This is a genomic window from Streptomyces sp. NBRC 109706 (genome assembly GCF_000974485.1).
GTDB lineage: Bacteria > Actinomycetota > Actinomycetes > Streptomycetales > Streptomycetaceae > Streptomyces.
The window spans coordinates 92,377-114,923 of sequence record NZ_BBOM01000006.1 but is presented as its reverse complement, the minus strand read 5'-3'; the positions used below and the strand labels follow the sequence as shown (position 1 = coordinate 114,923).

General features: G+C 71.0%; 22 protein-coding genes, 1 tRNA gene and 2 pseudogenes. 18 read left to right on the top strand and 7 right to left on the bottom strand.

The window, feature by feature from the left end:
• Positions 1-484: 484 nt before the first annotated feature.
• On the bottom strand, positions 485-706 hold the full coding sequence (locus AOM46_RS35265) for a hypothetical protein (RefSeq protein WP_234313783.1): 222 nt from the start codon (positions 704-706) through the stop codon (positions 485-487).
• On the opposite strand from AOM46_RS35265, the gene AOM46_RS10825 reads away from it, so the two are divergent.
• Both AOM46_RS10825 and AOM46_RS10820 read left to right on the top strand, forming a co-directional pair.
• On the top strand, positions 629-802 hold the full coding sequence (locus AOM46_RS10825) for an excisionase family DNA-binding protein (protein ID WP_234313773.1): 174 nt from the start codon (positions 629-631) through the stop codon (positions 800-802). The genes AOM46_RS35265 and AOM46_RS10825 overlap by 78 nt on opposite strands.
• Positions 802-1,935 (top strand): annotated as a pseudogene (locus AOM46_RS10820) (tyrosine-type recombinase/integrase); the annotation flags it as partial. The gene AOM46_RS10825 and the pseudogene AOM46_RS10820, both read left to right, overlap by 1 nt.
• A 68-nt stretch (positions 1,936-2,003) precedes the next feature.
• Here AOM46_RS10820 and AOM46_RS10815 read toward each other — a convergent pair.
• Positions 2,004-2,077 (bottom strand) — tRNA-Gly (locus AOM46_RS10815).
• 140 nt (positions 2,078-2,217) lie between these two features.
• Between AOM46_RS10815 and AOM46_RS35260 the strand changes: the two genes are divergently transcribed.
• On the top strand, positions 2,218-2,415 hold the full coding sequence (locus AOM46_RS35260; protein WP_078856705.1) for a hypothetical protein: 198 nt from the start codon (positions 2,218-2,220) through the stop codon (positions 2,413-2,415).
• On the opposite strand, the gene dcd is transcribed toward AOM46_RS35260, so the two are convergent.
• The 3 genes from dcd to AOM46_RS10800 form a co-directional block, all read right to left on the bottom strand.
• Positions 2,383-2,958, bottom strand: a complete 576-nt coding sequence (gene dcd, locus AOM46_RS10810; protein WP_062209060.1) for a dCTP deaminase — start codon at positions 2,956-2,958, stop codon at positions 2,383-2,385. The genes AOM46_RS35260 and dcd overlap by 33 nt on opposite strands.
• 29 nt (positions 2,959-2,987) lie before the next feature.
• On the bottom strand, positions 2,988-3,803 hold the full coding sequence (locus tag AOM46_RS10805; protein ID WP_062209057.1) for a Yip1 family protein: 816 nt from the start codon (positions 3,801-3,803) through the stop codon (positions 2,988-2,990).
• A 65-nt stretch (positions 3,804-3,868) separates the two neighbouring features.
• Positions 3,869-6,082, bottom strand: coding sequence for a (Fe-S)-binding protein (locus tag AOM46_RS10800; RefSeq protein ID WP_062209054.1), 2,214 nt, complete (start codon positions 6,080-6,082; stop codon positions 3,869-3,871).
• A gap of 263 nt (positions 6,083-6,345) precedes the next feature.
• On the opposite strand from AOM46_RS10800, the gene AOM46_RS10795 reads away from it, so the two are divergent.
• The 11 genes from AOM46_RS10795 (at position 6,346) to AOM46_RS10750 (ending at position 16,342) form a co-directional block, all read left to right on the top strand.
• Positions 6,346-6,999 carry an NADPH-dependent FMN reductase gene (locus AOM46_RS10795; protein WP_078856704.1) on the top strand — a complete coding sequence of 218 codons (654 nt, stop codon included), beginning with the start codon at positions 6,346-6,348 and terminating at the stop codon, positions 6,997-6,999.
• A gap of 212 nt (positions 7,000-7,211) precedes the next feature.
• Positions 7,212-8,675 carry a DHA2 family efflux MFS transporter permease subunit gene (locus tag AOM46_RS10790; protein WP_067226126.1) on the top strand — a complete coding sequence of 488 codons (1,464 nt, stop codon included), beginning with the start codon at positions 7,212-7,214 and terminating at the stop codon, positions 8,673-8,675.
• A 92-nt stretch (positions 8,676-8,767) separates the two neighbouring features.
• Positions 8,768-8,926 (top strand): hypothetical protein, encoded by a 159-nt coding sequence (locus tag AOM46_RS35255; protein ID WP_234313731.1) that lies wholly within the window; start codon positions 8,768-8,770, stop codon positions 8,924-8,926.
• Positions 8,923-9,294 carry a DUF488 domain-containing protein gene (locus AOM46_RS35250; RefSeq protein ID WP_062210667.1) on the top strand — a complete coding sequence of 124 codons (372 nt, stop codon included), beginning with the start codon at positions 8,923-8,925 and terminating at the stop codon, positions 9,292-9,294. The genes AOM46_RS35255 and AOM46_RS35250 overlap by 4 nt, the downstream gene beginning before the upstream one ends.
• Positions 9,295-9,364: 70 nt before the next feature.
• On the top strand, positions 9,365-10,036 hold the full coding sequence (locus tag AOM46_RS10780) for an NADPH-dependent F420 reductase (protein ID WP_370592679.1): 672 nt from the start codon (positions 9,365-9,367) through the stop codon (positions 10,034-10,036).
• Between the two features lie 20 nt (positions 10,037-10,056).
• Entirely contained in the window at positions 10,057-10,803 is a 747-nt protein-coding gene (locus AOM46_RS10775; RefSeq protein WP_107080062.1) for a peptidoglycan recognition protein, read from the top strand.
• Between the two features lie 56 nt (positions 10,804-10,859).
• A complete protein-coding gene (locus AOM46_RS10770) occupies positions 10,860-11,897 on the top strand; it encodes a PP2C family protein-serine/threonine phosphatase (protein WP_234313730.1) in 1,038 nt (345 codons plus the stop codon).
• Positions 11,898-12,073: 176 nt separating this feature from the next.
• The gene (gene dnaK, locus AOM46_RS10765; protein WP_062209042.1) at positions 12,074-13,933 is read left to right on the top strand and encodes a molecular chaperone DnaK; all 1,860 of its coding nucleotides are present in this window, start codon (positions 12,074-12,076) and stop codon (positions 13,931-13,933) included.
• Positions 13,930-14,625: a nucleotide exchange factor GrpE gene (grpE, locus tag AOM46_RS10760; RefSeq protein WP_062209039.1), complete on the top strand. Its 696-nt coding sequence runs from the start codon at positions 13,930-13,932 to the stop codon at positions 14,623-14,625. Before dnaK ends, grpE begins: the two co-directional genes overlap by 4 nt.
• A 51-nt stretch (positions 14,626-14,676) precedes the next feature.
• On the top strand, positions 14,677-15,885 hold the full coding sequence (gene dnaJ, locus AOM46_RS10755; RefSeq protein WP_062209036.1) for a molecular chaperone DnaJ: 1,209 nt from the start codon (positions 14,677-14,679) through the stop codon (positions 15,883-15,885).
• A gap of 4 nt (positions 15,886-15,889) precedes the next feature.
• Positions 15,890-16,342, top strand: coding sequence for a heat shock protein transcriptional repressor HspR (locus tag AOM46_RS10750; protein ID WP_062209034.1), 453 nt, complete (start codon positions 15,890-15,892; stop codon positions 16,340-16,342).
• Positions 16,343-16,469: 127 nt separating this feature from the next.
• Here AOM46_RS10750 and AOM46_RS10745 read toward each other — a convergent pair whose 3' ends face one another.
• The gene (locus AOM46_RS10745; protein WP_062209031.1) at positions 16,470-17,117 is read right to left on the bottom strand and encodes a phosphatase PAP2 family protein; all 648 of its coding nucleotides are present in this window, start codon (positions 17,115-17,117) and stop codon (positions 16,470-16,472) included.
• Between the two features lie 78 nt (positions 17,118-17,195).
• On the opposite strand from AOM46_RS10745, the gene AOM46_RS10740 reads away from it, so the two are divergent.
• On the top strand, positions 17,196-17,978 hold the full coding sequence (locus AOM46_RS10740; RefSeq protein ID WP_062209028.1) for a serine protease: 783 nt from the start codon (positions 17,196-17,198) through the stop codon (positions 17,976-17,978).
• A 13-nt stretch (positions 17,979-17,991) separates the two neighbouring features.
• Here AOM46_RS10740 and AOM46_RS31825 read toward each other — a convergent pair.
• Positions 17,992-18,652: pseudogene (locus tag AOM46_RS31825) on the bottom strand (nucleotidyltransferase domain-containing protein); the annotation flags it as partial.
• 171 nt (positions 18,653-18,823) lie between these two features.
• Between AOM46_RS31825 and clpB the strand changes: the two are divergent.
• From clpB to AOM46_RS10720, 3 genes are all read left to right on the top strand, one after another.
• Positions 18,824-21,463 carry an ATP-dependent chaperone ClpB gene (clpB, locus tag AOM46_RS10730; RefSeq protein ID WP_062209007.1) on the top strand — a complete coding sequence of 880 codons (2,640 nt, stop codon included), beginning with the start codon at positions 18,824-18,826 and terminating at the stop codon, positions 21,461-21,463.
• 99 nt (positions 21,464-21,562) lie between these two features.
• The gene (locus tag AOM46_RS10725; protein ID WP_067226123.1) at positions 21,563-22,207 is read left to right on the top strand and encodes a YbjN domain-containing protein; all 645 of its coding nucleotides are present in this window, start codon (positions 21,563-21,565) and stop codon (positions 22,205-22,207) included.
• The gene (locus tag AOM46_RS10720; protein ID WP_062209005.1) at positions 22,204-22,512 is read left to right on the top strand and encodes a thiamine-binding protein; all 309 of its coding nucleotides are present in this window, start codon (positions 22,204-22,206) and stop codon (positions 22,510-22,512) included. Before AOM46_RS10725 ends, AOM46_RS10720 begins: the two co-directional genes overlap by 4 nt.
• The last annotated feature ends 35 nt before the right edge of the window (positions 22,513-22,547 follow it).

Sequence of the window (22,547 nt, the reverse complement as noted above, 5' to 3'; positions counted from 1 at the left end):
GGGAGGCAACCCGATGCGCCGCGGGTGACTGTCCTGGGATGGGCGGTTGAAGGTATTCCGGCTTCAGGCCCCCGGTGTTCGTAGCACCGGGGGCTTTCTGCACGGGCATTACTACCCCCAAAACCACTGCACTGCCAAACAGTTGCGATGGGCCATGCTGGGAGGCGCCCCGGAACAGTTCGGAATAACCGCGTTCGACCCTGCCATCGTCGCTCCTTCTTGGAGCGGCCGTGAAACGGATGCTAGATTCCGACGCCCCCTGAGACGAAGGGCGTTGACCGACCATGCACCCCGCCTCTCTTTCGTCGCGGACCGTGAGCCGAAGAGCGCTCCTTCGCGACCACGTCCCCGCTTCAAAGGCCCGCTCGAGGGCCTGACCTGCGGGCATGTCCGCGCGCGCGTCCGCTTGGCCACGGTGCTACGAACGCCGTGAGTCGACACGGCTTGACGCCAACCGAAATCCGCCCATCCCGTATCTGTCACTTCAGCGGTCGGCTTTGCCTTGGGCCCGCTGAGAGGAGACCCATGACTTCTTGCCGCACCACATCCATGCCTTTTTCACGTTCCTTCGCTGAGGAGGTGGTGTCGCGTGGCTGAGCGAATGCTGAATGTCGCCCAAGCCGCCGATATACTCGGCACCACCGAGCGTTTCCCGCGCAGGCTGATAGCCGAGCGCCGCATCAGGTTCGTCCGCGTCGGGCGCCACGTGCGCATTCCCGAGAGTGCCCTTGCGGCCTTCGTGGAGGCCAATACCGTCCGCCCGCTTCAGCGGCGTGGTCGGCGGTGTGGAAGGGCAGCGTGATGGCGAAGAAGCGAACCTTCGGGCGTATCCGCAAGCTGCCCTCGGGCCGCTTCCAGGCGCGCTACCCGGGATCGGACGGCATTGATCGCCCGGCGCCCGACACCTTCGCCACGCGGCGTGAGGCCGATGACTGGCTGGCGGGGAAGCAGACCGAGCTGCGGCGGGGTGACTGGCGCGATCCCGACGCGGGAGCGGTCAACTTCGGTGAGTACGCCGCCCGATGGATCGACGAGCGGGACTTGGCGGCGACGTCAGAAGAGCTCTACCGACGACTCCTGCGGCTGCACCTGCTACCGACCTTCGGTGCGCTCGATCTCGACCAGATCACGCCGCCCCGGGTTCGGTCCTGGCGGGCCGAGCTGCTGAAGACGACCGGGGCGACGACGGTCGCGAAGTCCTATCGGCTGCTGAAGGCGGTCCTGGGGACGGCCGCCGATGACGAGCTGATCCGCCGCAACCCGTGCCGGATCAGGGGAGCGGGCATGGAACGTGCTGCCGAGCGTCCCGTCGCCACCGTGGCCCAGGTGGACGCGCTCGCCGACGCATTGGGACCGCGCTGGCGGCTGATGGTCTACCTCGGCGCCTACGGCCCACTGCGGCCGGAGGAACAGGCCGAGCTTCGGCGGACGGACGTGGACCTGGACGCGGTGGGCGTGTGGGTACGCCGGGCCGCGCCCGAACTGACGACGGGACGTCGGGTGGTCGGCGACACCAAGTCGGAGGCCGGCAAGCGGTTCGTGGTGCTCCCCGCCTTCCTGGAGAAGGACCTGCGGCGGCACCTGGACTGGTACGCGGAGAAGGGGCCGGACGGACTGCTGTTCGTGGGGGAGCGCGGCAAGCCGTTCCGCCGGTCCACGTTCGGGCGGAAGTGGCGGAAGGCGCGGGAGAAGGTGGGGATGCCGGAGGGCTTCCGCTTCTACGACCTACGGCACACCGGGCACACCCTCTCGACGCAGAGTGGCGCCACGTTGAAGGACACCATGGTCCGCGCGGGCCAGTCCTCGGAGAAGGCGGCGCTGATCTACCAGCACTCGAACCGGGAGCGGCAACGGGAGGTCGCTAAAGGGATCGACGCTCGGGTGCGGGCGCAGCGGGAGCGCGCCGGCTCATCGGGCACGCAACGGGCACGGGAGGGGTGGGAGCCTAGAGCATGCAGAAGGCCCAGGTCCGGGACGCCGTCCCTGACCTGGGCCTTACCTTCTGGAGCGGGCGACGAGAATCGAACTCGCGCTCTGAGCTTGGGAAGCTCATGTTCTACCATTAAACTACGCCCGCTTGAGCGGCCTGGGGGCCGTTCGTGGGGTACAGGTTACCTCATGTCCTGGGGTTGAGGGGCGTCGGAGTGCCGGCGGTGGGGTGTCGGTGTGGTCGCTTAGAGTGGTCTTCGTTGTCAAGAGGCAGGGGAGAAGGCCACGTTGTCTGGTGTCGGCGCCGTTACCGTTGTTCGTTGTGTTGAGGGGCATGTGTTCAGCACCGCTCGGTTTCCGATGCGGCAGTTGGGGAGTGAGCGGATCGGGCCGGGGCGGTTGGTGAGGTGTCCTCGGTGTGCGCGGTTGCGAAGTGTGGTGCCCGTGCGGGGGTCAGATCTTGGTGCGGTGGAAGTTGAGGTATGACCGCGAGGGGGTGGGGCCGCGTTGGCCCTGGTAGCGGGAGCCTGTCGCGCCGGAGCCGTAGGGGTGCTCGGCCGGTGAGGTCAGTTGGAAGACGCATAGTTGGCCGATCTTCATGCCGGGCCAGAGCTTGATCGGCAGGGTGGCCACATTGGAGAGTTCCAGCGTGACATGGCCGGAGAAGCCCGGGTCGATGAAGCCCGCGGTGGAGTGGGTGAGCAGGCCGAGGCGGCCCAGGGAGCTCTTGCCCTCCAGGCGGGAGGCCAGGTTCTCCGGGAGGGTGATCACCTCGTAGGTGGAGGCCAGGACGAACTCGCCGGGGTGCAGGATGAACGGTTCGTCGCCCTTGGGCTCGATCATCCTGGTGAGGTCCGGCTGTTCCACCGACGGGTCGATATGCGGGTAGCGGTGGTTCTCGAACACCCGGAAGTAGCGGTCGAGTCGGACGTCGATGCTGGAGGGTTGGATCATCGTCGGCTCGAATGGCTCGATCCGCACACGGCCAGCATCGATTTCGGCCCGGATGTCCTTGTCTGACAGAAGCACCCCCCGAGGTTACCGGAGGGGCGGACGGGTCAGAGGGTGCCCAGCTTGATCAGCATGAGCAGGCCCAGGAGTTGGATGCTGGAGGCGCCCAGGGCCCGGGGCCAGGCGATTTCGTGGGATCGGCTGACCATCATGGTGAACAGCAGTCCGGCGTAGAGCCAGGTCGCCCAGCCGAGGATCTGGACGATGGGGTCGCCGCCGCCCAGGAAGAGGGCCAGGGCGAGCCTGGGGATGTCGGTCAGCGTCATGATCAGCATGGCGAGGCCGGCCGTCGGGGCCCACAGCCCGTTGCCGCCGAGTTGGCGGGCCAGGTTGTGGGTCACCGTGCTGAGGACCAGCGCGCCCAGCACCATCGCCACCCCGGTGAAGAGGAGGTACGGGATCAGGCTGGAGATGGTGGTGTCGAGGATGGTGTCGCGGGAGTCGTCGAGGCCGAAGACCGCGATCAGTCCGTAGAGAAAGCTGACGATCAGCGCGGGCCACCACATCGGGTAGTCGCGCATGGTCCAGAACGTCTGGCTGGGGCGGAAGACGATGCCGGGCAGCAGTTGACGCCAGGGCAGTGGGTCGGCGGGCGGCGGGCCGGCCGGGGCGTGGTCGCCGTCGTCGCCGTATCCCCCGTACCCCGCACCGCCGTAGCCGTCGTCCTGGTAGGCGCCGTCGCCGTAGTCGCCGGGACGGTAACCGTCCGGCGGATACGGGCCGTTGCCCGGCGGCGGGCCTCCGTGCGGGCCAGGCCCGGGATATGACTGTCCGTCATATCCCGGCTGGGGGCCCTGACCCTGTGGGTAGGGGTGGGAGCCCTGTGGGTACTGGTTGTCGCGCTTCCTTCGGAATCCGGCCACGCCTAGAACGTACCTTCTCCCGGGGCCCCCGGTCTCCGGGGTGGCCCGCCGCCGATCGTTCGCCGTCAACTTCCGGTCGGCTGCGAGGCGGGCGAGGGCTCCGGCTCGCTGGCCTCGCCGGCGCTCGGGGTGCGCACGGAGTCCAGCAGCAGCTGCGCCACATCGACCACCCGCAACTCCTCCTTGGCCTGCTGGTCGTTCTTCTTGCCGTTGACGGAGTCGCTGAGCATCACCAGGCAGAACGGGCAGGCGGTGGAGATGATGTCCGGGTCCAGGGCGAGGGCTTCGTCCACGCGTTCGTCGTTGACGCGCTTTCCGATGCGCTCCTCCATCCACATCCGGGCGCCGCCGGCGCCGCAGCAGAAGCCGCGCTCCTTGTGGCGGTGCATCTCCTCGTTGCGCAGCCCCGGGACCCTGCCGATGATCTCGCGCGGCGGGGTGTAGACCTTGTTGTGCCGGCCGAGGTAGCACGGGTCGTGGTAGGTGATCAGGCCGTCGACCGGGGTGACGGGGACCAACCTGCCCTCGTCCACCAGGTGTTGCAGCAGCTGGGTGTGGTGGATGACCTCGAACTCGCCGCCCAGCTGCGGGTATTCGTTGGCGATGGTGTTGAAGCAGTGCGGGCAGGTGGCGACGATCTTCCGCGCCTTGGCCGCCTTGAGGGATTCGACGTTCTGCTCGCCCAGCTGCTGGAAGAGGAACTCGTTGCCGAGACGGCGCGGGGAGTCCCCCGTGCACGCCTCGTCGCCGCCCATGATGGCGAACTTCACGCCCGCGATGTGCAGCAGCTCGGCGAACGCCTTGGTGGTCTTCTTGGCGCGGTCCTCCAGGGCGCCGGCGCAGCCGACCCAGTAGAGGTACTCGACCTCGGTGAGGTCCTCGACGTCCTTGCCGACGACCGGGACCTCGAAGTCGACCTCCTTGGTCCACTCCAGGCGCTTCTTCTTGGCCATGCCCCAGGGGTTGCCCTTGCGCTCCAGGTTCTTGAGCATGGTGCCGGCCTCGCTGGGGAACGCCGACTCGATCATCACCTGGTAGCGGCGCATGTCCACGATGTGGTCGATGTGCTCGATGTCCACCGGGCACTGCTCGACGCAGGCGCCGCAGGTGGTGCAGGACCAGAGCACGTCCGGATCGATCACGCCGTGTTCCTCGGCGGTGCCGACCAGCGGGCGTTCGTTCTCGGCCACGCCGGACTCGGCGGCGGTGGCGGCCACCGGGTCGGGGGCGGCGCCGGGCAGCAGATAGGGCGCCTTGGCGTGCGCGTGGTCGCGCAGCGACATGATCAACAGCTTGGGGGAGAGCGGCTTCCCGGTGTTCCAGGCGGGGCACTGGGACTGGCAGCGCCCGCACTCCGTGCAGGTGGAGAAGTCCAGCAGGCCCTTCCAGGAGAAGTGCTCCACCTGGGAGGCGCCGAACTGGGTGTCCTCGCCGCCCTCGTCGTCGAAGACCGTCTCGAAGTCGATGGGCTTGCCGGCCGACGTCATGGGCAGCAGCGCGCCGAGCGCCGGGGCGCCGTCGGCGTTGCGCTTGAACCAGATGTTGGGGAAGGCGAGGAAGCGGTGCCAGGCGACGCCCATGGCGGTGTTGAGACCGATGGTGATCGCCCATGTCATGCTGACGCCGATCTTGATCAGCGCGACCAGGTAGACGACGTTCTGCAGGGTGCCGGTCGACAGCCCGTCGAAGGCGGCGACCAGCGGATACGAGACGAAGTACGCCGCCTGGTAGCCGTCGACATGGTGCAGCGCGCCCTCCAGGCCGCGCAGCAGCAGGATGGCCAGGCCGATCGTGAGGATGACGTACTCCACGAAGTACGCCTGCCAGGAGGTGGAGCCGGTGAAGCGGGACTTGCGGCCCGGGCGGCTGGGGAGGCTGAGCAGCCGGATCACGATCAGCGTGCCGATGCCGACCGCCGTCATCAGCGCCATGAACTCGATGTACATCTCGTAGGGCACAAAGCCGCCGAGCACCGGGAGCGTCCAGTCGGCCTGGAAGAGCTGGCCGTATGCCTGGACGATGGTGAGGATCAGGGTGAGGAACCCGATCGCGACAAACCAGTGCGCGACGCCGACGACCGCCCAGCGGTTCATCCGGGTGTGGCCGAGGAACTCCTTGGCCAGGGTGAGGGTGCGGGCGACGGGGTTGTCGGTGCGCAGACCCCTGGGGACCGGCTGGCCCATGCGCAACTGTCGGACGATCTGCGCGATCGCCCGGCTGAACAGCGCGATGGCGACCGCGGTGAGCGTCAACGAGATGACGATCGCGGCGAGTTGCATGGTGGCTCCTCGTACCTGCGGACGGGCGGGCGGCGAAGGCTAGACGATAGCCCAGGGGCATCCTACTGAGCGGTAACTCAATTGGCTAACGGCCCCGGTGTCGGGACGGTTCCAGGGGGTGGCGCCCGTTCTCCGGTCGTTGCCCGGCCGTCGGGGGGTTGACTTCAAGTGTTGTTGAGGTTCCAGGCTGATCCCTGTGTCCGAACGGCGCCCCTTCCCGGGGGCGCGGCGGCGGCTCGCCAGCGGAGTCCAGGAGGTCCCCCATGTCCACCGTCCTCACCAGTGAAGGCGTAGACACCAGTGAAGGCGTCGACGCGGGCGAGGGCCGCGCCGGTCCCGTGCGGGTGGCGGTGATCATCGGCAGCATCAGGGAGGGCCGCTTCGGCGCGACCGTCGCCGGCTGGGTGGCCGACCGGGTGCGCGGCCGGGGCGATATCACCGTCGACGTGCTGGATGTCGCCGAGGTGCCGCTCGGTCTCGACATGGCCGCGCCGTCCGCCGAACTCGCCCCCGAGGCGGCGCGGGCGCTGGCGGACGTGTCCGGACGGCTGGCGGCGGCCGACGCGTTCGTGGTGATCACACCGGAGTACAACCACAGCTTTCCGGCCGCGCTGAAGAACCTCATCGACTGGCACTTCACGGAGTGGCAGGCCAAGCCGGTCTCCTTTGTCTCCTACGGGGGCCTCGGCGGCGGGCTGCGCGCGGTGGAGCAGCTGCGCGGGGTCTTCGCCGAGCTGCACGCGGTGACCATCCGGCGCGGCGTCAGCTTCCACCACCCCTGGAACTGGTTCGACGAGACCGGCACCCCGGCCGAGGCCGAGGACAACGAGCGGGCGTTGACGGGGGTCCTCGACCAGCTGGTCTGGTGGGCCACCGCGTTGCGCGCGGCACGTGGCCTGACCCCCTACGAGCCCTGACCTGGCCGTATGGCGCCCGGCAACGCCGAGCGCGCCAAAGCACCGAGCACCGGGCACCGAGCACCGGGCACCGGGCACCGAGCACCGAGCACCCAGAGAACGCTGCCGAGAGTCGAGAAGAGCGCGCCATGTCAGTGCCATCCGGTATACCCGGGACATCCGATCCATCCGTCGAGTCAGGAGGGGGGTCCCGGTCCCGGCCGCGGTCGCCCGTGGCCATAGCCCTGGTGGCCGCGCTCGCGTCGTTCACCATCGTGCTGGACACCACCATCGTCAACGTCGCGCTGCACGCGCTCTCCCGTGAGTTCGACGCACCGCTCACCACCATCCAGTGGGTGACCTCGGCCTATGTGCTGGCGCTCGCCTCGGTGATCCCGGCCGCGCCGTGGGCCATGGGCCGGTTCGGCGCCAAGCGGGTGTACGTCTGCGCGCTGGGCATGTTCGTCCTCGGTTCGGCGCTCGCCGGCACGGCGTGGAGCGCGGAGTCGCTGATCGCGTTCCGCGCCCTCCAGGGGTTGGGCGGTGGCCTGATCACGCCGGTGGGGATGTCGCTGGTCCTGCGGGCGGCGGCGGCGAGCGGGGGTGGTCAGGGGAAGCTGATGAGCATCTCCGGGCTGTCCATCCTGGTGGGGCCGGCGCTCGGTCCCGTGCTGGGCGGCTGGCTGGTGGACGATGTGTCCTGGCGGTGGATGTTCCTGATCAATGTGCCGGTCGTGGCGGTGGCGATGACCCTGGCGCTGTGGATCTTCCCCAGCGATCCGCCGAGCCGGGAGCGCCGTCTCGATGTCGCCGGGCTGTTGCTGCTCTCGCCCGGGTTCGCGGTGTTGATCTACGGGCTGACCAGGGCCAGCGAGGGCGGGGGCGGCTTCGCGGCGCCCGGCACCTGGCTGCCGATCGGGGTCGGCGTCGCGCTGGTGCTGGTCTTCGTCCGGCGGGCGCTGACCGTGCCCGAACCGCTGATCGGTCTGCGGCTGCTGACCCACCGGCCGCTGGCCGTCGGGATGCTGACGCTGGTCCCCTTTGTGATGGGTTACTTCGGCTCGATGATGTTGACGCCGATGTACTTCCAGCTGGTGCGGGGCGCCAGCGTGCTGGAGTCCGGGCTGATGACGATCCAGTTGGGGCTGGCGGCCGGGATCACCATGCAGGTGGCCGGGCGGCTGGCGGACCGGGTGGCGCCGCGTTGGATCGTGCTGCCCGGGGTGCTGGTCGTGGCCGCCGCGATGGCCTGGTTCACCGTGCTGCTCGGCGGCCGGCCGGCGGACTGGGAGCTGCGGGTGGCGCTCGGGGTGCTCGGGGTCGGCGTGGGCATGACGATGATGCCGACCATCACGGCGGCCACCCGTTCCGCCGCCGCGCCGGATGTGCCGGCGGCCAGCACCTTGCTGAACATCGGCAACCAGCTGTCGGTGGCGGTGGGTTCGGCGGTGATGGCGGTGCTGTTGGCGAGCAACCTGGAGAGCCGGGAGGGGGCGGCCGCGGCCTTCCAGCACACCTACTTCTGGGCGCTGGTGCTGGTGCTGGCCGCCGCGGTGCCGGCCGCGCTGCTCTCGAAGCGGCCGCCGACCGCGCCCGACGAGGGGCAGGCCGCCGGCCCGCCGGCGGCTGAGCCGAATGACGGCCGGGAGGCCGCCCGATCGGAGGAAGCCGGCGGGGTCGGGTCCCAAATCCGATAAGCCGCCCATGGGGACGGCCACCATGGGCGGGCGGCCGGCGACGGATACCGGCCGTTCGCTCGTCGGAAGGGTGGACCGAGGTGGCTGTCCGGATGACCCCGCAACAGCGTTTCTGGTGGTGGCTTCTGCTGGCCGTCGGCGTGCTGCTGGCGGTCGGCGCCGGCGCCGCGCTGATGGCCTCGCCCGGAGTGGGCGGGGCCACCGGTCGGCACGGGGCCGGGGCCGTCGAAGCGGAGTGGAGGCCGATGTGATTCGACTGCGGCGGGTGTACGAGGGTCCCGAGAAGGACGACGGGTTCCGGGTGCTGGTGGACCGGATCTGGCCACGGGGCGTCAAGAAGGACGAGCTGCCGCTCGACGAGTGGCCCAAGGAGCTGACCCCGTCGTCCGAGCTGCGCCGCTGGTACCACGGCCCGGACGGCGACTTCGACGAGTTCCGCCGCAGGTATCTGGCGGAGCTGACGGCCGACGAGCCGAGCGCGGCGCTCGCCCGGCTGCACGAGGTGGACCGGTCCGGGCGCACCGTCACGCTGCTGACCTCGGCCAAGGATCCGGAGCACGGTCATCCGGCGGTGCTGGCCGAGCGGCTCGACGAGATGCGGGACGGCAAGGGGAGTTGACGCCGGGGCCGCCCGTTCCCTCGACGGCGCGGGCGGCCGGTCCCCCGACGGTCCCGGTCGAGATGCGGGGGTGGGGGTGACGTGCTGGCATAAAGGGGTGATTGTCACCATTGTGGGTGCGGGCGCCATGGCCCGCGGTATAGCGACCAGGGCCCTCGCCAGCGGGCATACCGTTCGGATCGTCGACCACTCGCCGCCGAAGGCCGCCGACCTCGCCGACCAGTTGCGCCGCGCCGCCCCCGAGGGAGATGTCGCGGCATCCGATGCGATCGCCGTGGAGGGCGCCGACCTGGTGGTGCTGGCGGTGCCCTATCCGGCCGGCCTCGCGGTGGCGGCGGAGTACGGCACCGCGCTCGCCGGGGCGGTGCTGGTGGACATCAGCAACCCGGTGGACTTCGCCACCTTCGACGGTCTGGTGGTGCCGGCCGGCACCTCGGCCGCCGAGCGGATCGCCGCCGAGGCCGCGCCCGGCGCGCCGGTGGTCAAGGCGTTCAACACCACCTTCGCCACCACCCTGCTCAGCGGCCAGGTCGCCGGACTGCCGCTCGACGTGTTGATCGCCGGGGACGACGAGGACGCCAAGGCCCGGGTGGCCGAACTCGCCTCGTCCGGTGGCCTGGTCCCCAGGGACGTGGGTCCGCTGCGGCGGGCCAGGGAGTTGGAGGCCTTCCAGTTCCTCCATATGGCCGCCCAGGAGCGGCTGGGGCTGAACTGGTCCAGCGCCGTCAAGATCCTCTCCTGAGACGGGGCGCCATGTCCGCACTGTCCCCCCAGCGGCTCGCCGTCATCGCCGCGGTGCTGCCCATCGCCCTCGTGGTGACCTGGGACGCGCCGCCTTTGCTGCCCAGGGGAGAGGCCACCGGGCCCAGGCGTCCGCTGCCCGCCGAGGAGCGGCCGGCACCGCCGCCCGAGGTGGTGACCCGGGCCGAGTGGGGCGCCGACGAGGAGCTGCGCACCGAGCCGGTCACCTATACGGGCCCCGCGCGCGCGGTGTTCATCCACCACACCAACCACCCGGACGACTACGACTGCGCCGACGCGCCGGCGATGCTGCGTTCGATGCAGGCCGACCATGTGGGCGCCCAGGGGTGGGACGACATCGGCTACAACTTCGTGGTGGACAAGTGCGGCACCGTCTACGAGGGGCGGGGCGGCGGCAAGGACCGGTTCGTGCTGGGGGCGCACACCACCGGCTTCAACATGGACAGCGTGGGCATCGCGGCGCTCGGCGCCTTCACCGATCCGGCGGCCGTGCCGGGGGAGTTGATCACCGCGATCGCCGAGGTCGCGGCGTGGAAGCTGCGCCCGGGGACCGATCCGCGCGGGCGGGTCCGGATGGTGTCGACCAACGACGACAGCCGGGTGCCGGAGGGCGATCCGGCGGAGCTGGACGTGGTGGCGGGCCATCGGGACATCGTCCAGACGGACTGCCCCGGCGACGCGCTGCACGCCCAACTGCCCGAGATCCGGCAGGAGGCGGCCCGACTGCGGGGCGCTGGTGGGCGGTGAGCTGGCCGGCGTTTCCGGGTGGGACACATACGGCGCTGCCCGGTCGGCTGTGGCTGTTGCCCTGGTCGATCCTGGTCGCGCTCGCCGGGATCCAGATGGTCGCGCCCGGCTGGGTGCAGCTGGCGTTCGTCTTCGCGGCGCTGCCGCCGCTGACCGGGCTGCTCTTCGGCCCCTGGCGGACGGCGGCCCTCTCGGTCGCCGTGGTGCTGCTGCTGGTGCTGCCGCTCACCCGGCCCCCGCATATCAACGATCCGGACGTGGCGGCGGTGACCGCCATCGCCGGGTTCAGCGTGCTGGTCTCCCTGGTGCGCGCCCGCTACACCCGCGAGCTGGTGCGGGTCGGCACGGTGGCCGAGGCGGCCCAGCGCGCGGTGCTGCCTCCGGTGGCGCCCAGGGTGGGGGCGGTCAGCTGCGCCGGGCTCTACCGCGCGGCGCAGGTGGCGGCGCAGGTCGGCGGTGACCTCTACGACGTGCGGGAGGGGCCGCACGGGGTGCGGGCGCTGGTCGCGGACGTGCAGGGGCACGGTCTCGCGGCGGTGGGCACGGTGGCCGCGTTGCTGGGCACGTTCCGCGAGGCGCTGCTGGACGAGCGCGAGCTGCCGGGGGTGGCGCTGCGGCTCGACCGGCGACTGCGGATCGAGGCGGGCGCGGGCGGGCCCGAGCCGTCCGAACTGTTTGTGACGGCCGTGCTGTTGGAGTTCCCGCCGGACGAGGACGCCGTCCGGTTGACGTCGTGCGGGCATCCGCCGGTGCTGTTGCTGCGCGACGGCGGGGTGCGGGAGCTGGCGGCCGATCCGGCGCCGCCCCTCGGGCTCGGCCTGGCGGAGCTGGCGCCCCGCCCGCTGACCGTTCCGCTCCGCCCCGGCGATGTGCTGCTGGGCTACACGGACGGGGTGACGGAGTCCAGGGACGCGTCGGGGACGTTCTATCCGCTGGTGGAGCGGGTGTCGCGGTGGTGCGGCGCGAAGGGGGGTCCCTCGCCCGACCCGCAGGCGCTGGTGGACTTCGTATGGCGGGACATGACGGGGTTCGCCGAGGCGGTGCGGGACGATGTGGCGCTGCTGGCACTCCGCCCGGCGTCGGAACCCGCGTGAACCCGCCTGAATCCGGCGTGAACCCGCGTGAAACGGACCTCGGGCCGGCCGTTGCGCGCGTCGACTGAACAAGGTTGAGCGGATCGGACTCAGGTCATTTGACTGGAGGCGCGCGCTCGGGCAGTCTTGAGCCAGTCACACTCAAGCAACGCGGCGAAGCAGCTGGAGGATCCGAAATGGCACGTGCGGTCGGCATCGACCTGGGTACGACGAACTCCGTCGTCAGTGTTCTCGAAGGCGGTGAGCCCACCGTCATCACCAACGCCGAGGGCGCCAGGACCACGCCGTCCGTCGTGGCCTTCGCGAAGAACGGCGAGGTGCTGGTCGGCGAGGTGGCCAAGCGCCAGGCCGTCACCAACGTGGACCGGACGATCCGCTCGGTCAAGCGCCACATGGGCACCGACTGGAAGATCGGCCTGGACGGCAAGGACTTCAACCCGCAGCAGATCAGCGCGTTCATCCTGCAGAAGCTGAAGCGGGACGCCGAGGCGTACCTGGGCGAGAAGGTCACCGACGCGGTGATCACCGTCCCGGCGTACTTCAACGACCACGAGCGGCAGGCCACCAAGGAGGCGGGCGAGATCGCCGGCCTCAAGGTGCTGCGGATCGTCAACGAGCCGACCGCCGCCGCGCTGGCGTACGGCCTGGAGAAGGACGACCAGACCATCCTGGTCTTCGACCTCGGTGGCGGCACCTTCGACGTCTCGCTGCTGGAGATCGGCGACGGCGTCGTCGAGGTCAAGGCCACCAACGGCGACAACCACCTCGGTGGTGACGACTGGGACCAGCGGATCGTCGACCACCTGGTGAAGCAGTTCGCCGCCGGCCACGGCGTGGACCTCTCCAAGGACAAGATGGCGCTCCAGCGGCTGCGGGAGTCCGCCGAGAAGGCGAAGATCGAGCTGTCCTCGTCCACCGAGACGACGATCAACCTGCCCTATGTCACGGCCTCGGCCGAGGGCCCGCTGCACATGGACGAGAAGCTCACCAGGGCCCAGTTCCAGCAGCTCACCGCCGATCTGCTGGAGCGCTGCAAGGCCCCGTTCAAGAACGTCATCAAGGACGCCGGCATCCAGCTGTCCGAGATCGACCATGTGGTGCTCGTCGGTGGCTCCACCCGGATGCCAGCCGTCGCCGATCTGGTGCGTGAGCTGACCGGCGGCAAGGACGCCAACAAGGGCGTCAACCCGGACGAGGTCGTCGCCATCGGCGCCAGCCTCCAGGCCGGTGTGCTCAAGGGCGAGGTCAAGGACGTCCTGCTGCTCGACGTCACCCCGCTGTCCCTCGGCATCGAGACCAAGGGCGGCATCATGACCAAGCTGATCGAGCGCAACACCACGATCCCCACCAAGCGCTCGGAGATCTTCACCACGGCCGAGGACAACCAGCCGTCCGTGCAGATCCAGGTGTACCAGGGCGAGCGTGAGATCGCCGCGTACAACAAGAAGCTGGGGATGTTCGAGCTGACCGGCCTGCCGCCGGCGCCGCGTGGCGTGCCGCAGGTCGAGGTCACCTTCGACATCGACGCCAACGGCATCATGCATGTCTCCGCCAAGGACCTCGGCACCGGCAAGGAGCAGCGGATGACCGTCACCGGCGGCTCCGCGCTGCCGAAGGACGACATCGAGCGCATGATGCGCGATGCCGAGCAGTACGCCGACGAGGACTCCCAGCGCCGCGAGGCCGCCGAGACGCGCAACCAGGCCGAGCAGCTGGTGTACACCACGGAGAACTTCCTCAAGGAGAACGCGGAGAAGGTCCCGGACGACGTCAGGACCGAGGTCGAGGCGGCCGTGGCCGATCTCAAGGAGAAGCTGAAGGGCGAGGACACCGCCGCCATTCGCGAGTCCTCCGAGACGGTCGCCGCCACCAGCCAGAAGCTGGGCCAGGCGCTCTACGCGGACGCCCAGGCGGCGCAGTCGGCCCCCGGCACGGAGTCGGCCGCCCCCGGTGGCGCCTCCGCCCAGGGCGCCGACGACGATGTGGTCGACGCCGAGATCGTGGACGACGAGAAGCCGAAGGGTGGTGCGGCGTGACTCAGGAGCCGCAGGGCTTCGACCAGGAGCCTGAGGTCCCCGACGCCGAAGCGGCGAGCTCCGAGGCGGCCGCCGAGCCGACCAAGCCCGAGGGGAGCGGCGAGTCCGCCGCCCCCGAGGGCCAGGCCGAGGCCGCCGCCGCGGAGGAGGCGGAGCCGGCATCCGTGCCCGCCGCCGAGGTGGCGCTCGGTGCCCAGCTGGATCAGGCCCGTTCGGCGCTGCACGAGCGCACCCAGGACCTCCAGCGGCTGCAGGCCGAGTTCCAGAACTACCGCCGCAGGGTGGAGCGGGATCGGATCGCGGTCAAGGAGGTGGCGGTCGCCAACCTGCTGACGGAGCTGCTGCCGGTGCTCGACGACATCGGTCGGGCGCGGGACCACGGCGAGCTGGTCGGCGGCTTCAAGCAGGTGGCGGAGTCGCTGGAGACGGTCGCGGCCAAGATGGGCCTGGCGCAGTTCGGCAAGGAGGGCGAGCCCTTCGACCCGACGGTGCACGAGGCGCTGATGCACAGCTACTCGCCCGACGTCACCGAGACGACGTGCGTGCAGATCCTCCAGCCCGGGTACCGCATCGGCGAGCGCACCATTCGCCCGGCCCGGGTCGGCGTGGCCGAGCCCCAGCCGGGGAAGCCCGCCGATCAGGAGGAGAGCGCGTCGGAGAAGGACGACGACGGCGGCTCGGACGAGGGCTGACGTGGCCGACGACCCCACGGGATCCGTCGCGCGAAGGGAGGGACGTCGGGGATGAGCACCAAGGACTTCATCGAGAAGGACTACTACAAGGTCCTCGGCGTCCCCCGGGACGCCACCGAGGCGGAGATCAAGAAGGCGTACCGCAAGTTGGCCCGGGAGAACCACCCGGACGCCAACGAGGGGGACGCCAAGGCGGAGGACCGTTTCAAGGACGTCTCCGAAGCCTATGACGTGCTCGGCGACGCCAAGCGGCGCAAGGAGTACGACGAGGCGCGGGCGCTCTTCGGCAACGGCGGGTTCCGTCCCGGCGGGCCCGGCGGCGCCGGCCAGTTCAACTTCGACCTGGGGGACCTCTTCGGCGGTGCCCCGGGCCAGCAGGGTCCCGGCGGCGCGCCCGGCGGTCCCGGTGGTGCGGCCGGCGGCTTCGGTGGTGGTCTCGGCGATGTGTTCGGCGGCCTCTTCAACCGGGGCGGCGCGCCCGGCGCGCGCACCCAGGCGAGGCGCGGTCAGGACATCGAGTCCGAGGTGACGCTCAGCTTCACCGAGGCGGTCTCCGGCGCCACGGTGCCGCTGCGGATGTCGTCGAGCGCCGCCTGTAAGGCGTGTTCCGGCACCGGCGACAAGAACGGCACCCCCCGGGTGTGCCCGACCTGCGTCGGCACCGGGCAGGTCAGCCGGGGCGGCGGGGGCGGGTTCTCGCTCACCGATCCCTGCGTCGACTGCCGGGGGCGGGGGCTGACGGCCCAGGATCCGTGCCAGGTCTGCCGGGGCAGCGGCCGGGCCACCAGTTCCCGCACCATGCAGGTGCGGATTCCGGCGGGCGTCGACGACGGGCAGCGCATTCGGCTGCGCGGCAAGGGCGCCCCCGGCGAGCGCGGCGGTCCGCACGGGGACCTCTATGTGGTGGTGCATGTCGGCGGCCACTCGGTCTTCGGCCGGCGTGGCGACAATCTGACCATCACGGTGCCGGTGACCTTCCCAGAAGCGGCGCTCGGTGGTGAGATCAAGGTGCCCACGCTCGGTGGTCCGCCGGTCACGCTGAAGCTGCCGCCCGGCACTCCGGGCGGGCGCACCATGCGTGCCAGGGGCAAGGGCGCGGTCCGCAAGGACGGCACCCGGGGCGATCTGTTGGTCACCATCGAGATCGCCGTGCCACGCGATATGGGTGACAAGGCCCGCAAGGCCCTCGCCGAGTATCGCGCGGCGGCCGAGGGGGAAGACCCTCGGGCAGGGCTGTTCGAGGCCGCGAAGGGAGAGTAACGAGATGGACGGCCGGTACGGACAGAGCAGTAACCCCTACGAACTCACCGATGACACGCCGGTCTACGTCATCTCCGTCGCGGCGCAGCTCTCCGGGCTGCATCCGCAGACGCTGCGTCAGTACGACCGGCTCGGCCTGGTCTGCCCGGACCGGGCGGCCGGCCGGGGCCGGCGGTACTCGGCGCGCGATATCCAGCTGTTGCGCCAGGTCCAGCGGCTCTCCCAGGACGAGGGGATCAACCTCGCGGGGATCAAGCGGATCATCGAGCTGGAGACACAGGTCGCCGCGCTGCAGGCGCGGGTGGTCGAGTTGCAGCAGGCGGTGGAGGGCGCGGCCGTCGCCATGCGGCAGCGGGAGGCGCAGGTGCATGCCTCCTACCGCCGCGATCTGGTGCCCTACCAGGACGTCAGCCAGTCCTCCGCGTTGGTGGTCTGGCGCCCGGACCGGCGCCGCTGAGCCCTGGCCGGGCCGGCCCGAACCGGTTCTTCCCCGCCCGCCCGCCCCTTCGGGGGCGGGCGGGTGCTGTGCGCTGGGCGGCCCGGGCCGGGGTTCCTGGCGGCCTCGGCCGGCGGGGGAAACCGGTTCAGCCGGGGTCGGGCCAGGTTCTGGCGACGAGGGGGAGGAGCGCGCTGGTCAGGGTGGCGGCGAGGAGCCAGCCGGCGAGGACGTCGGTGGGCCAGTGGACGCCGAGGTAGACGCGGCTGACGGCGACGGCCACCGCCCAGAGGGCGGGGAGGCCGACCGCCAGGGCGCGGGTCAGGGGGCGTCGGCAGCGCGGCCACAGGGCCGCCGCGAGCCCGATGGCGACCAGCGCCGAGGTGGTGGCGTGGCCGGACGGCAGCGCCGGGTTGTTCACCTGGATCACCCAGTCGGCCTCCGTCGGCCTGGGCCGGTCGATCGTCACGACCAGCGCGTAGCGCAGCAGTTGGGCCAGCAGCAGCGCGGCGCCGCCGGCCACGGCGCCCAGCCACCAGTGGCGGCCGGCGGCCAACGCGCCGGCGACCATCGCGCCGACGGTGGCCGGCACCCGGGTGCCACTGTCCGTGATCAGGGTGAACGCGTCGTTCCAGCCCGGGCTACGGTGCGCCGACGCCCAGTCGTGCAGGGCCGAGTCGACGGCGAGGGGCTCGTTCCCGCCGGCGATCACCAGGGTGAGCAGCGCGGCGCAGAGCGCGGCCGTCAGTAGGGAGAGTCCCGGCCAGAGGCCGGCCGGCGGTCGTGGGGACACCATCGCTCGCCCTTTCGCTTGGGCACTCGTTCGGCGGACGGCGGCTGGACTTCACCCCTGAGCGATCACAGGGTGTTCGGTATGAACCTACGCCTCCCCATATCCATCGCCGCCCTGGCGGCGGCGATGCTCGTCACGGCGCCGCCGGCGGTGGCGGCCGATCCCTGGGCACAGGGCACGGTGAGCACGGTGGGAAAGATCATCTGGGACGCGGGCGACGGCCGCCTCGGGCTCTGCTCGGGCTCCGTGGTCGACGCCCCCAACGGCAGCGTGGTCGCCACGGCCGCGCACTGCGTCAGCGGCGCGGAGAGCCCCGCCGCCCCCGGCGATGTGTACTTCGTCCCGGCCTACGACCACGGCCGGGACAGCTTTCGCGAGGACGGCTGGCGGGTGGCCTCGGTGCACACGCCCGAGGGGTGGGACATCAGCCGGGAGACCAACGACATCCTCCCGCACGACTACGCGTTTCTCACCCTGGAGACCAAGGACGGCCGGACCGTTCAGGAGGCCCAGGGCGCCAACGAGTTGGCGTTCGAGCCGATCAGGGAGAGCGGCGAGGTGGCCGTGCTGGGCTATCCGGCGGCGGATCCCTATGACGGCGAATCGCTGCGCTACTGCGCGGGCGAGACCAATGTGCTGGGGGAGGGCGAGGCGGAGGCGGTCAACCTGGGCGGGCTGCTGCTCGACGACTGCGATCTGACGGCGGGCTCCAGCGGTGGGCCCTGGCTGCAGGACTTCGACCATGCCACGGGGACGGGCACCGTGGTCGCGGTGATGTCCGTCGGCAGCGGCGAAGGCGCGGTGGTCGGCCGGCCCTTCCCCGACGCGGCCAGGCACCTCTTCGCGACGGCCGGCCAGGGGTAGCGGCACGGCGGTCAGGGGCGGGGCGCTTGAGGCCGTGACGGCGGGCGTACTCGGCGGCCAGCCAGGGGCCCAGATCCTCGATGAGGGTGCCCAGCACGCCGGGGTCGGGTGTTGGCCGGCGGGCGGCGCTCCTGGCGAGGGCCGTGCGTTCGGCGTCGGTGGTCGCGGCGGTGGCGCGGGCGCGCCAGCGGTCGAGGGCCGCCGCCAGATCGCCGTTGGTCTCCCGGGCGAGGAGCGAGGTGGGGCGGTAACGGGGCAGCCGCTCGGCGAGATCCGGGCCGTAGAGGGGGGGTGCAGAGGCAGGCGACAAAGAAGCCGAGGTCGTGTCGTTCCAGCTCGCTGAGCACGGTGTCGACCCCGGCGAGCAGCAGGCCGACGCCGTCGATCTGGTCGAAGCCACGGTCGAGCGCGCGCTCCACCGACCCGGCGTCGGCCCGATCGGCCTCGGTGGGCTCCCGGTGGAGGGCGAGCAGCAGGTCGAGGTCGGACGTGCCGGGGATCGCGGTGCCACGGGGGACGCTGCCGTAGAGATACGCGCTGTGGGCCCGTTGGACGAAGGTCTCGACGAGGCGGGCCCTGGCCGACGCGACCACCGGCGCGAACGCCGCCGTCACACGCTCCGGCGCGCCCTCCCGCGCGATGGTGCCATCCGCCGCGAGCCCCCTGTCCTGCATGGCGCCCACTCTGGCGGTGCCGGCCCATGGGTGTCGTACCGATATCGGGGAGCCGCATGGCGATTTCTGCATTGAGTGGACTAGACTCAACTTATCGCACGTTGACTCTGGCAGGGCCGGTCAGGCTGTCGGGGTCGGTCGCTGTTGTCGGGATCGGAGGAGTGCCGCGAAGTGAACGCCGAGTTGACCAACCGAAGCCGGGACGCCATAAGTGTGGCCAGCCAGCGCGCGCTCACCGGCGGGCATCCGGACATCACCCCGGCCCATCTGCTGCTGGCCCTGCTCACCGGGCAGGACAACGAGAACATCCAGGATCTGCTGGCCTCGGTCGAGGCGGACCAGGCCGCGCTGCGGTCGGGGGCCGAGCGGCTGCTGGCGGCGCTGCCCAGCGTCCAGGGCGCCTCGGTGGCCAGGCCCCAGCCCAACCGCGAGCTGCTGGCCGTGCTGGCGGACGCCGGCCAGCGGGCGGCCAAGCTGGGGGACACGTTCGTCTCCACGGAGCATCTGCTGATCGGCCTGGCCGCGCACGGTGGCCAGGTCGGTGAGCTGCTGTCCGGCCAGGGCGCGGGGGACCGGCGGCTGGTGGACGCGTTCCAGGCGGCGCGCGGCGGCCGTCGGGTCACCTCGGCCGATCCGGAGGGCACCTACAAGGCGCTGGAGAAGTTCGGCACGGATCTGACGGCGGCCGCCAGGGAGGGCCGGCTCGATCCGGTCATCGGCCGGGACCACGAGATCCGCCGGGTGGTGCAGGTGCTCTCCCGCCGCACCAAGAACAACCCGGTGCTGATCGGCGAGCCGGGCGTCGGCAAGACGGCCGTGGTGGAGGGGTTGGCGCAGCGGATCATCAAGGGCGATGTGCCCGAGTCGCTCAAGGGCAAGCGGCTGGTGTCGCTCGATCTGGGCGCCATGGTGGCCGGCGCGAAGTACCGGGGGGAGTTCGAGGAACGGCTGAAGTCCGTGCTGGCCGAGATCAGGTCGAGCGACGGTCAGATCGTCACCTTCATCGACGAGCTGCACACGGTGGTGGGCGCTGGCGCCGGCGCCGATTCGGCGATGGACGCCGGCAACATGCTCAAGCCGATGCTGGCCAGGGGCGAGCTGCGGATGGTCGGTGCCACCACCCTGGACGAGTACCGCGAGCGGATCGAGAAGGACGCGGCGCTTGAGCGGCGGTTCCAGCAGGTGCTGGTGGCCGAGCCCGATGTGGCGGATTCGATCGCCATCCTGCGCGGGCTGAAGGGCCGCTACGAGGCGCATCACAAGGTGCAGATCGCGGACGCGGCGCTGGTCGCCGCCGCCACCCTCTCCGACCGTTACATCACCTCGCGCTTCCTGCCGGACAAGGCGATCGACCTGGTGGACGAGGCGGCGTCCCGGCTGCGGATGGAGATCGACTCCTCGCCGGTGGAGATCGACGAGCTGCAGCGCGCCGTCGACCGGCTGCGGATGGAGGAGCTGGCGCTGGCCAACGAGTCCGACGTCTCGTCCCGGGAGCGGCTGGCCCGGCTGCGCGCCGAGCTGGCGGACCGGGAGGAGGAGCTGCGCGGACTGACCGCCCGCTGGGAGAAGGAGAAGCAGGGCCTCAACCGGGTGGGCGAGCTGAAGGAGCGGCTGGACGAGACCAGGGGCGTCGCCGAACGCGCCCAGCGCGAGGGGGACCTGGAGGCCGCCTCCAAGCTGCTCTACGACGAGATCCCGGCGTTGGAGCGGGAGTTGGCCGCCGCGTCCGAGGCCGAGCAGGAGGCCAAGCGGGACACCATGGTCAAGGAGGAGGTCGGCCCGGACGATATCGCCGACGTGGTCTCCTCCTGGACGGGCATCCCGGCCGGGCGGCTGCTGGAGGGCGAGACGGAGAAGCTGCTGCGGATGGAGGAGGAGCTGGGGCGGCGGCTGATCGGCCAGGTCGAGGCGGTGCGCGCGGTCTCCGACGCGGTGCGCCGCAGCCGGGCGGGGGTCGCCGATCCGGACCGGCCGACGGGATCGTTCCTCTTCCTGGGCCCCACGGGCGTCGGCAAGACGGAGCTGGCCAAGGCGCTGGCCGACTTCCTCTTCGACGACCCCAGGGCCATGGTCCGGGTCGACATGAGCGAGTACAGCGAGAAGCATTCGGTGGCCCGGCTGGTCGGCGCCCCGCCCGGCTATGTGGGCTACGAGGAGGGCGGCCAGCTGACGGAGGCCGTGCGGCGGCGCCCCTACACGGTGGTGCTGCTGGACGAGGTGGAGAAGGCGCATCCGGAGGTCTTCGACGTCCTGCTGCAGGTGTTGGACGACGGCCGGCTGACCGACGGCCAGGGCCGCACGGTCGACTTCCGCAACACCATCCTGATCCTCACGTCCAACCTGGGCGGTCAGCATCTTCTCGACCCCCTGGCCAAGCCCGACGAGCGGCGCGAGCAGGTGCTGGCCGCCGTGCGGTCGACGTTCCGGCCCGAGTTCCTGAACCGGCTGGACGATCTGGTCGTCTTCGAGGCGCTGGGCGGCGCGGAGTTGAGCCGGATCGCCCAGCTCCAGGTGGACGCGTTGCAGCGGCGGCTGGCCGATCGGCGGCTCACCCTGGACGTCACCGGGCTGGCGCTGGACTGGCTGGCGCTCCAGGGCTACGACCCGGCCTATGGCGCCCGGCCGCTGCGGCGGTTGGTGCAGACGGCGATCGGGGATCCGCTGGCCAGGAAGATCCTCGCCGGCGAGGTGCGGGACGGGGCCACGGTGCGGGTCGACGCGGAGCTGGACGGCGAGCTGACGGTCGAGGCGGTCGGCACCGACGACGCGGGGGGCGGCCCGGCCGACGAGGGGGGCGCGGTCGAGGGCTGATCCGGTTCGCGCGGACATGCCCCCCGCCCGCTGGTTGCCCCCCGGGGGCGGTGGTGGGAGAGGATGGGGTGCCCGCTAATCCGTACGAAGGGACCCCCCGTGTCCGTTGACCCGTCCGCCATCCCGAACTTCGGAGGGCGGCCCGACAAGCCGGAACAGCAGCGTGGTCAGGGCCAGCAGCAAGGCCAGCAGCCGACCAAGCCGACCGGCCCGATCATGCCGAACCAGGAGCTGCTGAAGCAGCTGTTGGACCGGATGCAGCTGAAGTACGTGGTGGACAAGCAGGGCGATCTCGTGGCGCCCTGGAAGCAGTTCCGTACCTACTTCATGTTCCGTGGCGAGAAGCAGCAACGCGTGCTGTCCGTGCGCACGTTCTACGCGCGCCCCTACACGCTGGACGACAAGCCCCGGCTGCTGGAGAGCGTGGACGAGTGGAACCACACCACGCTGTGGCCCAAGGTCTATACGCACACCAATGACGACGGCACGGTCCGGCTGGTCGGCGATGTGCATATGTTGCTGGGTGCCGGCGTTGCGTTCGATCACTTTGTGGCAAGCACGGTCAGTTGGGTGCGTGCCGCGATGGAGTTCGACAAGTGGTTGGTCGAGCGGCTGGGCCTGGCCGAGGACGTCGAGGGCTCGGCCGACGGCGGTGCCGACGCCGACACGGACGCCAACGAGGGCGGGCCCGCCGAGTCGTCGGACGGCGACGAGGCGCCCGGCGGCCCCGGGACCCCGGCGTGATCGTCGCCTTCTCGGTGACCCCGATCGGCACCGGTGAGGATGTCGGCGAGGAGGTCGCCGAGGCGGTGCGGGTGGTGCGGAACAGCGGCCTCCCGCACCGCACCGACGCCATGTTCACCTCGATCGAGGGCTCCTGGGACGAGGTGATGACGGTCGTCAGGGACGCGGTCGCGGCCGTCGAGGCCCGCGCCGGCCGGGTGAGCCTGGTGCTCAAGGCCGATATCAGGCCCGGCGTCACGGACGGCCTGGAGCGCAAGGTCCGCCGCGTCGACGAACTGCTCGCCGAGGAGCCGGAGCGGGACTGACCGGGCCGGCGCCGCCGATCGACAACGGGCGAGGC